The organism is Streptomyces sp. CB02923 (assembly GCF_001905005.1).
Classification (GTDB): Bacteria; Actinomycetota; Actinomycetes; order Streptomycetales; family Streptomycetaceae; genus Streptomyces.
Window position 1 is genome coordinate 1 of the sequence record NZ_LWKZ01000005.1, and the last position, 12,777, is coordinate 12,777.

Sequence of the window (12,777 nt, forward strand, 5' to 3'; positions counted from 1 at the left end):
CACTAACGATGCCGGTGGGCTTTTCAAAGGAACCTCGTCCCAGCTGATGCTGGAGACGGGGTATCAACATATCTGGCGTTGACTTTTGGCACGCTGTTGAGTTCTCAAGGAACGGACGCTTCCTTTGTGCCTGTTTCACCAGGCTCTCCGGGCGCTTCCCTTCGGTCTTGCGTTTCCGACTCTATCAGATCCTCGCGGTCCTGATTTCCGCCGGTGCGTTTCGGCCTTTCGGCTTCTTCGCGGTTCCAACCTTACCAGATCCGTTCGGCGTTTCCGCTTTCCGTATCCGGCTCCCTGCTGGAGCGGGGCGGCCGTCCGGCTTTCGCTTTTCGGCCTTTCCGACTCTATCAGATCCGATTCACAGTCCGTTTCCGGGCCGAATTCGGTTCCGATTTTATCGGAGGGGGTTTGCCTTTCGGCTGATCCGACTTTATCAGATTGCTCCGGGTCGGAATTCCGCTCCTCCGGGGTGGCCGCGGGACGCACAGGCGTTCCGGGTTCCCGTTCAGGCGGAGCCGTAAACGTACTGGAGCGGGGCGCCCGGATGCAAATCCGGTTGCCCCGCTCCTCGTACCTGTGTACGCGTGCCCCTGCGGGTCAGACCTCGACGACGACCGGAAGGATCATCGGGCGCCGTCGGAAGTTGTCGGAGACCCACTTGCCGATGGCCCGGCGGACGAGCTGCTGGAGCTGGTGGGGCTCCGCCACTCCGTCCTGGGCGGCCTTGGCGAGGATTTCGTCGATCTTGGGCATCACGGCGGCGAAGTCCGCGTCGTCGATGCCCGAGCCGCGGGCCTGGATGTGCGGGCCCCCGACGATCTTGCCGGTGCTGGAGTCCACGACCAGGAACACCGAGATGATGCCCTCGTCGCCGAGGATGCGACGGTCCTTGAGGGAGGACTCGGTGACGTCGCCGACCGAGAGGCCGTCGACGTACACGTACCCCGCCTGGACCTTGCCGACGATCTTGGCGACGCCCTTGACCATGTCGACGACCACGCCGTCCTCGGCGATGACGATCCGGTCCTTCGGGACGCCGGTCAGCGCGCCGAGTTCGGCGTTGGCCCGCAGGTGGCGCCATTCACCGTGTACCGGCATCAGGTTCTTCGGCTTGCAGATGTTGTAGAAGTACAGCAGCTCGCCGGCCGAGGCGTGGCCCGAGACGTGCACCTTGGCGTTGCCCTTGTGGACGACGTTGGCGCCCCAGCGGGTCAGGCCGTTGATGACGCGGTAGACCGCGTTCTCGTTGCCGGGGATCAGCGACGACGCGAGGATCACCGTGTCGCCCGGGACGATGCGGATCTGGTGGTCGCGGTTGGCCATCCGGGACAGGGCCGCCATCGGCTCGCCCTGGGAACCCGTACAGACCAGCACGACCTCGTCGTCCGGCAGGTCGTCGAGGGTCTTGACGTCGACGACCAGCCCGCCCGGGACCTTCAGGTAGCCCAGCTCGCGGGCGATGCCCATGTTGCGGACCATCGAGCGGCCCACGAAGGCGACCCGGCGGCCGTACTCGTTTGCCGCGTCCAGGATCTGCTGGATGCGGTGCACGTGGCTGGCGAAGCTGGCCACGATGATGCGCTTCTGGGCGCTCGCGAAGACCGTGCGCAGCACGTTGGAGATGTCGCGCTCGGGCGGGACGAAGCCCGGGACCTCGGCGTTCGTGGAGTCGGACAGCAGGAGGTCGATGCCCTCCTCGCCCAGCTTGGCGAACTTCGGGAGGTCGGTCAGCCGGCGGTCCAGCGGAAGCTGGTCCATCTTGAAGTCGCCGGTGTGCACGACCATGCCCGCGGGGGTGCGGATGGCGACCGCGAGGGCGTCCGGGATGGAGTGGTTGACGGCGACGAACTCGCAGTCGAAGGGGCCGATGCCCTCCGTGTCCCCTTCCTTGACCTCCAGCGTGTACGGCCGGATGCGGTGCTCCTGGAGCTTGGCCTCGATGAGGGCCAGGGTCAGCTTGGAGCCGATCAGCGGAATGTCCGGCTTCTCGCGCAGGAGGTAGGGGACACCGCCGATGTGGTCCTCGTGGCCGTGCGTGAGCACGATGCCGTCGATGTCGTCGAGGCGGTCCCTGATGGACGAGAAGTCCGGCAGGATCAGGTCGACTCCGGGCTGCTCCTCCTCGGGGAAAAGCACTCCGCAGTCGACGATCAGCAACCGGCCTCCGTATTCGAAGACCGTCATGTTGCGGCCGATCTCACCCAGACCGCCGAGGGGGGTGACGCGCAGGCCGCCCTTGGGGAGCTTCGGCGGCGCGCCGAGCTCAGGATGCGGATGACTCAAAAGACTCTCCTCACCACACGCGCCACGTCGCCCGGAGGCACACGTGGCGCGCGTGACATTCGTGCACTTGCGGTTTGGCGGTTGTTTTCCGTGTTCAGTTGTGAAGTCTGTGGTTACAGCTGTACCCCGCCGGCGGCGAGATCGCGCTTGAGCTGTTCGGTCTCCTCGGCGGACAGTTCCACCAGCGGCAGGCGCAGCGGCCCGGAGGGCAGGCCCTGGAGGCCGAGCGCGGCCTTGGTCGTGATGACGCCCTGGGTGCGGAACATGCCGGTGAAGACGGGCAGCAGCTTCTGGTGGATCTCGGTGGCCTTGGTGACGTCGCCGTGCAGGTGGGCGTCGAGCAGGGCGCGCAGCTCCGGCGTGACGACGTGGCCGACGACGGAGACGAAGCCGACGGCGCCCACGGACAGCAGCGGGAGGTTGAGCATGTCGTCGCCGCTGTACCACGCGAGGTTGGAGCGGGCGATGGCCCAGCTGGCGCGGCCGAGGTCGCCCTTGGCGTCCTTGTTGGCGACGATGCGCGGGTGCTCGGCGAGGCGCACCATGGTCTCGGTGTTGATCGGGACGCCGCTGCGGCCGGGGATGTCGTAGAGCATGACCGGCAGGTCGGTGGCGTCCGCGATGGCCGTGAAGTGCCGGAAGAGACCTTCCTGCGGCGGCTTGCTGTAGTACGGCGTCACGGCGAGCAGGCCGTGGGCTCCGGCGTCGCGCGCGGCGCGGGCCAGCTGCAGGCTGTGGTCGGTGTCGTTGGTGCCGGCTCCGGCGACGACGAAGGCCCGGTCTCCGACCGCATCCACCACGGCCCGGACCAGCTGGGCTTTCTCCGCATCGCTGGTGGTCGGGGACTCACCGGTGGTGCCGTTGACGATCAGACCGTCGTTGCCGGAGTCCACCAGGTGCGCGGCGAGCTGCTGCGCGCCGTCGAGGTCGAGAGCGCCATCCGCCGTGAACGGCGTGACCATGGCGGTCAGCACCCGCCCGAAGGGGGTCTGCGGTGTGGAAGTCGGAGCCATGGGCACCACGCTACTCGTAGCTCACCTCGGGTCGCGCCCCTGGGGAGCCGGGATGTGGACTCCGGCACTGCTTGCTCGGGGGTTCAAGCAGTGCCGGGTCCGTTTCTTCAGCGTAGATGAACTTCTCAAAATGCCGCAATACGGACACCGGGCACGTCTGTGCGGTCCGGTACGGCCCCGGAAGGCCGTGGCCGGTCCGCACACCGGTCCGGCGGGTCGCCGCCGGGGACGGTTCCTTACGGGGCGATACGCCCGTTGGCGTTGAACGCGGCGTGGGTGAGGGGCATCAGCCGGGCCCAGTGGGCCTCCATCCGCTCGCCGACCATCTCGATCTCGCGCTGCGGGAAGGAGGGCACGGCCGCGAGCTCGTGCTGCGTGCGCAGTCCGAGGAAATGCATCAGCGAACGGGCGTTGCAGGTCGCGTACATGGACGAGAACAGGCCGACCGGCAGGACCGCGCGGGCCACCTCACGGGCGACGCCGGCGGCCAGCATCTCCTGGTACGCCTCGTACGCCTGCCGGTAGGAGTCCTCCATGACCTTGCCGGTGAGCGCGTGCTGCTCGGGGGTGCCCGCGACGAACTCGTACTTGCCGGGACGGCCCTGCTGGACCAGCTTGCGGGACTCGGAGGGGACGTAGAAGGTCGGCTCCAGCTGGCGGTAGCGGCCGGACTCCTCGTTGTACGACCAGCCGACGCGGTGCCGCATGAACTCGCGGAAGACGAAGATCGGCGCACTGATGAAGAAGGTCATCGAGTTGTGCTCGAAGGGGCTGCCGTGCCGGTCCCGCATCAGGTAGTTGATCAGGCCCTTGGAGCGCTCCGGGTCCTTCTGCAGCTCCTCCAGCGACTGCTCGCCCGCGGTGGAGACACGGGCCGCCCACAGCACGTCGCTGTCCGCGGCGCTGTGCTTGACCAGCTCGACCGTCACCTCGCTCCGGAAGCTGGGGGCTGTGCCTTCGGAGCTTTCGATGCTCTCGGCGGGGGTAGGGGACACCGACGGTTCCTTCCGTTCATTCCACGTGGCGCGCCCCAGCCTACGGCCCGCCACCGACAGTCCAGGAAATACGGCGGGATACCGCGTACCGTACAAAAACGGACTCTGTCGTGCCCGGCTCGGCCTGTGGTTGATATTTTTCACAGAACTTGCAGAAAACGGGCACCAAACGGACGCGGCAGACGTCTAACCCTGTGACAGTGCCCACTTCGAGGTTCCAAGGAGAGCCCGCTAATGTTCCGCCGGCGAGAGCCCGTTCCGTTCGCCTTTGTCGCCGAGGCAGACCGGTTCCGCAGCAATGTCGCGCCCCCGCCCCGAGAACGCGTCAGTCGTGCCCAGCTCGCGGGCCGGTCACTGATCGGCCTGACGGTCGTCGGCGGTCTCGCCGGCGCCCTGCTGCTCGGCGTCCCGGCGCTCCAGCAGGAGACCGGCGGCGTCGGCACGCACCAGTCCGAGGCGTCGCACGGCCGCTGACCCGGCCGGACGGCCCGCGCGCCATCGACGCGCGGGCCGTCCGGCACGAAGTGGTTCCGGCACGTAAGTCTCGATAACCTCACCGGTCACAGCCTTCGTCTGCGTGCCTGGAGTGAGGACCCGCCGTGCCCCTGACCATCCTGACGGCCGACCGCGACCTCGACGACCGGGCCGCCGACGCCGTCCCGCTGCCCCATGCCGGGGCCGACCACTGGCGCCGTCCCTACCGTCCGGGCCCCGGACGGGTGGGGGCGGCCGCCGTGTCTCTGCTGCTGGCCTCGTTCGTCCTGCTGTCCGCGGTGATCATCGTCGCCGCGGGCGCGCTGCCCGCCGCCGTCATCTGCTCCGGTGTCGCGGTCCTGATCATCGCGCTCGCGCTGCGTTTCCTGCGGGTGGGGGTGTGGGTGAGCGCCCACGGCCTGCGCCAGGTGGAGCTGCTGCGCACGACGACGCTGCGCTGGAGCGAGGTCGCCGCGGTCCGTACGGTCCAGCGGCCGGTGCGCTGGCTGGGTCTGCCGCGGACCGTGCAGGGCCAGGCGCTGGTCGTCGACCGGCAGGGTGGCTCTTCGCTGCGGACGCTGGTCACGGACCACAACGGGGACTTCCTCGCGCGTCCCGAGGCGTTCGAGCGGGCCGCGGACGTGCTGGAGGCGTGGGCCGCGGAGTACCGCCGGTAGACGCCGCCGGGGCCGGCTCCTGGAGTGGAACCGGCCCCGGTGGGCGTCGCCGAACGTACGCCCCGGACCCGTACAGCTCAGGCCCGTACAGCTTGGACGTCGTACGGCCCGGACCCGTACGGCTCAGACCCGTACGGGTTTGCCGTCGTGCAGGGCGATGGCCCGCTGCATCGCCTTACGGGCCCGCGGGGTGTCCCGCGCGTCGTGGTAGGCGACCGCCAGCCGGAACCAGGCGCGCCAGTCCTCCGGCGCCCGCTCGGTCTCGGCGCGGCGCCGGTCGAAGACCTCGTCGGCGGAGTCCCGGTCGATGCGTCCGCCCGGGGTGCGCTTCAGTTCGTCGACCGGCAGCCCGCCCTCGGCCTCCAGCTCGCGCGCCAGCCGGCCGGCCTTGCGCGCGAACTGGGTGGTGTGCCAGAGGAACCACACGCCGATGAACGGCAGGATCAGGACGGCGACGCCGAACGCGACGGTCAGTACGGTGCCCTGCTCGATGAGCAGGACGCCGCGGCTGCCGACGAGGCCGAAGTAGACGACCAGGATCGCCGCGAGGACGCAGTAGGTGATCTTTGCACGCACGCTCGGTTCTGCCCGTCAGTCCAGGTCGAGGAAGTTCTCCAGGCCCACGGTCAGGCCGGGAGTGGCCACCACGCGGCGCGCGCCGAGCAGGATGCCCGGCATGAAGCTGCTGTGGTGGAGCGAGTCGTGGCGGATGGTGAGGGTCTCCCCCACCCCGCCGAGCAGCACCTCCTGGTGGGCCAGGAGGCCGCGCAGCCGTACGGAGTGGACGGGGATGCCGTCCACGTCCGCGCCGCGGGCGCCGTCCAGCGCGCTGCTGGTGGCGTCCGGCTGCGGCGGGCGGTCCGCGGCGGCGCGGGCCTCGGCGATGAGCTTGGCCGTGCGGGCCGCGGTGCCCGAGGGGGCGTCGGCCTTGTTCGGGTGGTGCAGCTCGATGACCTCGGCCGATTCGAAGAACCGGGCCGCCTGCTGCGCGAACCGCATGGTCAGCACCGCGCCGATGGAGAAGTTCGGGGCGATGAGCACGCCCGTGCGGGGCGACGCGTCGAGCCGGGTGCGCAGCTGCGCGAGGCGCTCCTCGGTCCAGCCGGTCGTACCGACGACGCCGTGGATGCCGTTGCGGACGCAGAACTCCAGGTTCTCCATGACCGCGTCGGGGTGGGTCAGCTCGACCGCGACCTGGGCACCGGCCTCGGTCAGCGCGTCCAGCTTGTCGCCCCGGCCCAGGGCCGCGACCAGTTCCATGTCCTCGGCGGCCTCGACGGCCCGTACGGCCTCGGAGCCGATGCGCCCCTTGGCGCCGAGTACGGCCACGCGCAGCTTGCTCATCGTTTCCCGCTCTCTCTTTCCCTGTACCCGTGGGTACGCCTGATCCCGTGGGTACGCCTGATACGGAAGGTCAGGCGACCGCGTCGTGCAGCCGGGCCGCCTGCCGGTCCTTCAGCGGGCCGATGACGGACAGCGACGGACGCTGCCCCAGTACATCGCGGGCCAGCTCCCGGACCTCGTCCGGGGTGACCGCCGCTATCCGGGCCAGCATGTCGTCGACCGACATCTGGGCGCCCCAGCACAGCTCGCTCTTGCCGATGCGGTTCATCAGCGCGCCGGTGTCCTCCAGGCCGAGCACCGTCGAACCGCGCAGCTGCCCGATCGCACGGCGGATCTCGTCGTCCGTGAGGCCTTCGGCCGCGACCTGGTCGAGCTGGTCGCGGCAGATCTTCAGGACGTCGTCGACCTGGTTCGGCCGGCAGCCCGCGTACACGCCGAACAGGCCGCAGTCGGCGTATCCGGAGGTGTACGAGTAGACGCTGTAGGCCAGGCCGCGCTTCTCCCGTACCTCCTGGAAGAGGCGGGAGCTCATGCCACCGCCGAGGGCCGTGTTCAGTACGCCCATGGCCCAGCGGCGGTCGTCGGTACGGGCCAGGCCCGGCACGCCGAGGATCACGTGGGCCTGCTCGGACCTGCGGTTGAGCAGCTCCACGCGGCCCGCGGTGCGGATGGTGCGGGAGCCGTCGCGCGGGGCCACCGGGGTGGCGTCCGTACGGTCGAGGGCACCGGCCTTCTCGAAGGCGGCGCGGACCATCCGGACGACCTTGGCGTGGTCGACGTTGCCGGCGGCGGCGACGACCAGGCGGGTCGGGTCGTAGTGCTTCTTGTAGAAGCGGCGGATGCGCTCGGGGGTGAGGTCGTTGACGGTGTCGACGGAGCCGAGGACCGGGCGGCCGAGGGGGGTGTCACCGAGCATGGTGTGCGCGAACAGGTCGTGCACGCAGTCGCCCGGGTCGTCCTCGGTCATCGCGATCTCTTCGAGGATCACGCCGCGCTCGGCGTCGACGTCGGCGGGCTCGATGAGCGAGCCGGTCAGCATGTCGCAGACCACGTCGATGGCGAGCGGCAGGTCGGTGTCCAGCACCCGCGCGTAGTAGCAGGTGTACTCCTTCGCCGTGAACGCGTTCATCTCGCCGCCGACCTCGTCGATGGCGGCGGAGATGTCCAGCGCGCTGCGCTCCCTGGTGCCCTTGAAGAGCAGGTGCTCCAGGTAGTGGGTGGCGCCGTTCAGCGAGGGGGTCTCGTCGCGGGAACCGACGTTGGCCCAGATGCCGAAGGTCACGGAGCGTACGGAGGGCAGGGTCTCGGTGACGACGCGCAGGCCGCCGGGCAGGACCGTCTTGCGGACCGTGCCGGCGCCGCCCGTCCCCTTGAGAAGCGTTTGGGTACGGGCGACGGCCCGCCCCTCCGAAGAGGTGCGGGCCGTCGTCCGTGAGCTACGGGACGTCACTTGGCGGCGTCGTCCTTCGCGTCGTCGTCTTCGCCCTCGATGACCGGGGCCAGCGACAGCTTGCCGCGCTGGTCGATCTCGGCGATCTCCACCTGGACCTTGGCACCCACGGCGAGCACGTCCTCGACGTTCTCGACGCGCTTGCCGCCGGCCAGCTTGCGGATCTGCGAGATGTGCAGCAGACCGTCCTTGCCCGGGAGCAGGGACACGAACGCACCGAAGGTCGTGGTCTTGACGACCGTGCCCAGGTAGCGCTCGCCGACCTCCGGCATGGTCGGGTTGGCGATGCCGTTGATCGTGGCGCGGGCGGCCTCGGCGGCCGGGCCGTCGGCGGCACCGATGTAGATGGTGCCGTCGTCCTCGATCGTGATGTCGGCGCCGGTGTCCTCCTGGATCTGGTTGATCATCTTGCCCTTGGGGCCGATGACCTCACCGATCTTGTCCACCGGGATCTTGACGGTGATGATGCGCGGCGCGTTCGGGGACATCTCGTCCGGAACGTCGATCGCCTCGTTCATCACGTCGAGGATGTGCAGACGGGCGTCGCGGGCCTGCTTGAGGGCCGCGGCCAGCACGGACGCCGGGATGCCGTCCAGCTTGGTGTCCAGCTGCAGGGCGGTGACGAACTGCTTCGTACCGGCGACCTTGAAGTCCATGTCGCCGAACGCGTCCTCCGCACCGAGGATGTCGGTGAGGGCGACGTAGTGCGTCTTGCCGTCGATCTCCTGGGAGATCAGGCCCATGGCGATGCCGGCGACCGGGGCCTTGAGCGGCACACCGGCGTTCAGCAGCGACATCGTCGAGGCGCAGACCGAGCCCATCGAGGTCGAGCCGTTGGAGCCCAGCGCCTCGGAGACCTGGCGGATCGCGTACGGGAACTCCTCGCGCGTCGGCAGCACCGGCACGATGGCACGCTCGGCGAGCGCGCCGTGGCCGATCTCGCGGCGCTTGGGCGAGCCCACGCGGCCGGTCTCGCCGACCGAGTACGGCGGGAAGTTGTAGTTGTGCATGTAGCGCTTGCGGGTCACCGGGGAAAGGGTGTCCAGCTGCTGCTCCATGCGGAGCATGTTCAGGGTGGTGACGCCCAGGATCTGGGTCTCGCCACGCTCGAACAGCGCCGAGCCGTGCACGCGCGGGATCGCCTCGACCTCGGCGGCGAGGGTACGGATGTCCGTGACGCCACGGCCGTCGATGCGGACCTTGTCCTTGATGACGCGCTCACGCACGAGGGACTTGGTCAGCGCGCGGTAGGCGGCGGAGATCTCCTTCTCGCGGCCCTCGAACTGCGGCAGCAGCTTCTCGGCGGCCACGGCCTTGACGCGGTCCAGCTCGGCCTCGCGGTCCTGCTTGCCCGCGATGGTCAGCGCCTGCGCCAGCTCGCCCTTGACGGCGGCGGTCAGCGCCTCCAGGACGTCGTCCTGGAACTCCAGGAAGACCGGGAACTCGCCGACCGGCTTCGCGGCCTTGGCGGCCAGGTCCGACTGGGCCTTGCACAGCGCCTTGATGAAGGGCTTGGCGGCCTCCAGACCGGCGGCGACGACCTCCTCGGTGGGGGCCTCGGCGCCGTCCTTGACCAGCTGGATGGTCTTCTCGGTGGCCTCGGCCTCGACCATCATGATCGCGACGTCGCCGTCCGGGAGGACACGGCCGGCGACGACCATGTCGAAGACCGCGTTCTCCAGCTCGGTGTGGGTCGGGAAGGCGACCCACTGGCCGTTGATCAGTGCGACGCGGGTGCCGCCGATCGGGCCGGAGAAGGGCAGGCCGGCCAGCTGCGTGGAGCAGGAGGCGGCGTTGATGGCGACCACGTCGTAGAGGTGGTCGGGGTTGAGGGCCATGATCGTCTCGACGATCTGGATCTCGTTGCGCAGGCCCTTCTTGAAGGAGGGGCGCAGCGGCCGGTCGATCAGGCGGCAGGTGAGGACCGCGTCCTCGGAGGGCCGGCCCTCACGGCGGAAGAAGGAGCCGGGGATCTTGCCGGCCGCGTACATGCGCTCTTCGACGTCCACCGTCAGGGGGAAGAAGTCGAGCTGGTCCTTGGGCGTCTTGGACGCGCTGGTGGCCGACAGCACCATGGTGTCGTCGTCCAGGTACGCAACGGCGGAGCCGGCGGCCTGCTTGGCCAGGCGGCCCGTCTCGAAGCGGATGGTGCGGGTGCCGAAGGAGCCGTTGTCGATGACGGCCTCGGCGTAGTGGGTCTCGTTCTCCACCAGGAATATCTCCTCGTCTGCGTCCACCGCCCGTGTGGCGGTGGACCTTCGTCGGTGGAGCGCCGGGGTTGCGGGCCGGTCTTCGATCGAAGCACCCGGATACGGGGTCGCGCGGTTCGTCCGCGCGCCATCCGGGGGCCACTACCGAGGACCGGCGGCTGAAAGGCGCTCCACCTCTTCGCTATGGCGTTATGGGACCAGACTACAAAGCTCCGGTCCACCGGGCAGTGGACCGAACGTCTGGCGCGTACGGCAAAGGGAGCGGCCCCCGGGTGTGGGAACCGCTCCCTTCACGACGTCTTACTTGGCGCCCGCCGCACCGCGGCGGATGCCCAGGCGCTCGACCAGCGCACGGAAGCGCGTGATGTCCTTCTTCGCCAGGTACTGCAGCAGACGACGGCGCTGGCCGACGAGCAGCAGCAGACCACGGCGGGAGTGGTGGTCGTGCTTGTGGACCTTGAGGTGCTCGGTCAGGTCCGAGATGCGGCGGGAGAGCATCGCGACCTGGACCTCGGGGGAGCCGGTGTCGCCCTCCTTGGTGCCGAACTCGGTCATGATCTGCTTCTTCGTAGCGGCGTCGAGCGACACGCGGTACTCCTCTGGGAATCCATCGGGCCCGGGAGCGCCCCTGGATTTGCTTCACAGGGGATCTTTGATGACTCACCGAAGGCCGTCACCCAGAGTACCAGCTGAAAACGGCCCCCCGACCGGGCGGTCGGAGGGCCGTGCGGACGGGTGACCCCGCGTCGTACGCGGATCATCCGTACGTGGTGCTTTCGCGGGCGTCTAAGAGGAGCCGGTCAGGCCGCGTACGGTGCCGTACACATCCAGTACCGCCAGGCACAGCGGCACCAGCGACAGCAGGACGACGCCGTCGAAGATGTCGAAGACGCGGCCCCAGAAGGGGGTGACGCCCTTGCGCGGGACGATCAGACCCACACCGACCAGGATGGCGGCGCCGGCCGCGATGCTGGCGGCGAACCAGACGGTACGGATGTTGAGCGGGCCGGAGTCACCGAAGCGCACGAGGTCGGTGAGGATGTCGACCGGCGGGTGCAGTGCGATGCCCAGGATGAGCAGCACGATCGTCAGGATGCCGGCGATCGTCAGGCAGGCGACCTGCGCGGTGTAGTCGAAGAGCCGGGCCCGCAGCATGACCGTGATGCCCGCGGCCAGGGCGAGCAGCTGCGCCCAGCTGTTGTCGGAGAAGCCGAGGACGACACCGGCGGCGCCGACGACCAGGGCGGAGCAGCCCGCGACCAGGCCGAGCAGGAGTTCGTGGCCGCGCTTGGCCTGGTTGCCGATCTTGACGAAGTCGACCGACTCGGTCGCCGGGCCCTGCTCGCCGTCGGTGTGCGGGCCGGCCGCGATCTGGTCGGGCGACTTGTAGCCGATGGGCAGCCGGGCGAAGCGCGAGGACAGGCCGGGCAGCCAGGCCACCACGGCGATGGCGACGATGGCGGTGACCGCGGCGACCTCGCGCGGCTCGGCCTCGGTGAGGATGGAGGCGAAGACCGCGAGGGTGCCGATGCTGGCCAGGAAGGCGGCCGCCACGAAGGGCGCGTCCCCGCGCGGCAGCAGCACCACGAGAAGGACGGACGCGATCAGCACGGTCACGCAGCCGACCAGGAACTGCAGGCGGCCGGGGCCGTCACCGTCGGTCACCGGCATGATCCCGGAGCCGGCGAGCAGTAGGTGCGGCAGCGACGCCAGGCCCAGCGCGATGGACGAGGCGTGGTCGTCGTAGACCCGGGCCCGTACGCCGGACAGGGCGACCAGGACGATGCCGGTGACACCGGCGATGATGCCGGGCAGGCGGTGCATGTCGCGGTCGACCGGGTTGGAGAACCACAGGGCGAACGCCATCATGACGAGCAGCAGGACGCCGGCGGTGAGGCCGACGATGTTCATGAGGTCGTCGCTCCAGCGGTTGCGGTTGCGCTTGACCGCGGAGGCGACGGCGTCCGAGACGTCGTCGAAGACCGGCAGCGGCAGGGACTCCGCGAACGGCCGCAGGAGGAGCAGGTCGCCGTCGAGGATGCGCTGCTGCGCGAGGGACTGCCCCGCGTCCAGAACGGTGCCGTCGCGGCGCACCAGGTGGTAACCGGTGGGGGCGCCCTCCGCCTGGGACTGGCCGGAGAGTCGCAGGATCTCCGGATAAATATCGACGAGTGCGACATCCTCCGGCAGTGCCACGTCGATCCGTGCGTCCGGCGCGGCGACTGTGACCCGGCAGAAGCCGGTGCCTGTAGTCGTGCTCACCTGGCGGTTCCCCCTATCCGTTGGGCAGTTTGTCGCGTGCGCGCCTTATATATAGGGGCGCCGCCACCG

The 12,777-nt window shown here is 69.4% G+C and carries 11 protein-coding genes; 2 read left to right on the forward strand and 9 right to left on the reverse strand.

Features of this window, described 5'->3' with window-relative positions:
- Nucleotides 1-597: 597 nt before the first annotated feature.
- The 3 genes from A6A06_RS09075 to thyX all read right to left on the reverse strand — a co-directional run bounded on the left by A6A06_RS09075 (nucleotide 598) and on the right by thyX (nucleotide 4,291).
- On the reverse strand, nucleotides 598-2,283 hold the full coding sequence (locus A6A06_RS09075; protein WP_073760694.1) for a ribonuclease J: 1,686 nt from the start codon (nucleotides 2,281-2,283) through the stop codon (nucleotides 598-600).
- Between the two features lie 113 nt (nucleotides 2,284-2,396).
- Nucleotides 2,397-3,296, reverse strand: coding sequence for a 4-hydroxy-tetrahydrodipicolinate synthase (dapA, locus tag A6A06_RS09080; RefSeq protein WP_073760695.1), 900 nt, complete (start codon nucleotides 3,294-3,296; stop codon nucleotides 2,397-2,399).
- A gap of 236 nt (nucleotides 3,297-3,532) precedes the next feature.
- Complete coding sequence (thyX, locus tag A6A06_RS09085) at nucleotides 3,533-4,291, reverse strand: FAD-dependent thymidylate synthase (RefSeq protein WP_073760696.1); 759 nt, start codon at nucleotides 4,289-4,291, stop codon at nucleotides 3,533-3,535.
- Nucleotides 4,292-4,525: 234 nt separating this feature from the next.
- Here thyX and A6A06_RS09090 point away from each other — a divergent pair, with 234 nt between their 5' ends.
- A complete protein-coding gene (locus A6A06_RS09090; RefSeq protein ID WP_073760697.1) occupies nucleotides 4,526-4,765 on the forward strand; it encodes a hypothetical protein in 240 nt (79 codons plus the stop codon).
- Nucleotides 4,766-4,890: 125 nt separating this feature from the next.
- A complete protein-coding gene (locus A6A06_RS09095; RefSeq protein ID WP_073760698.1) occupies nucleotides 4,891-5,442 on the forward strand; it encodes a PH domain-containing protein in 552 nt (183 codons plus the stop codon).
- 123 nt (nucleotides 5,443-5,565) lie between these two features.
- On the opposite strand, the gene A6A06_RS09100 is transcribed toward A6A06_RS09095, so the two are convergent.
- The 6 genes from A6A06_RS09100 to eccD all read right to left on the reverse strand — a co-directional run bounded on the left by A6A06_RS09100 (nucleotide 5,566) and on the right by eccD (nucleotide 12,708).
- Nucleotides 5,566-6,018: a tetratricopeptide repeat protein gene (locus A6A06_RS09100; RefSeq protein ID WP_073760699.1), complete on the reverse strand. Its 453-nt coding sequence runs from the start codon at nucleotides 6,016-6,018 to the stop codon at nucleotides 5,566-5,568.
- A 15-nt stretch (nucleotides 6,019-6,033) separates the two neighbouring features.
- Nucleotides 6,034-6,786 (reverse strand): 4-hydroxy-tetrahydrodipicolinate reductase, encoded by a 753-nt coding sequence (gene dapB, locus A6A06_RS09105; protein ID WP_073760700.1) that lies wholly within the window; start codon nucleotides 6,784-6,786, stop codon nucleotides 6,034-6,036.
- 70 nt (nucleotides 6,787-6,856) lie between these two features.
- Complete coding sequence (locus A6A06_RS09110; RefSeq protein WP_073760701.1) at nucleotides 6,857-8,236, reverse strand: M16 family metallopeptidase; 1,380 nt, start codon at nucleotides 8,234-8,236, stop codon at nucleotides 6,857-6,859.
- Nucleotides 8,233-10,446 carry a polyribonucleotide nucleotidyltransferase gene (locus tag A6A06_RS09115; RefSeq protein ID WP_073760784.1) on the reverse strand — a complete coding sequence of 738 codons (2,214 nt, stop codon included), beginning with the start codon at nucleotides 10,444-10,446 and terminating at the stop codon, nucleotides 8,233-8,235. The genes A6A06_RS09110 and A6A06_RS09115 overlap by 4 nt, the downstream gene beginning before the upstream one ends.
- A gap of 300 nt (nucleotides 10,447-10,746) precedes the next feature.
- Nucleotides 10,747-11,034 (reverse strand): 30S ribosomal protein S15, encoded by a 288-nt coding sequence (gene rpsO / locus A6A06_RS09120; RefSeq protein ID WP_073760702.1) that lies wholly within the window; start codon nucleotides 11,032-11,034, stop codon nucleotides 10,747-10,749.
- Between the two features lie 198 nt (nucleotides 11,035-11,232).
- The gene (eccD, locus tag A6A06_RS09125; protein WP_073760703.1) at nucleotides 11,233-12,708 is read right to left on the reverse strand and encodes a type VII secretion integral membrane protein EccD; all 1,476 of its coding nucleotides are present in this window, start codon (nucleotides 12,706-12,708) and stop codon (nucleotides 11,233-11,235) included.
- Between the last annotated feature and the right edge of the window lie 69 nt (nucleotides 12,709-12,777).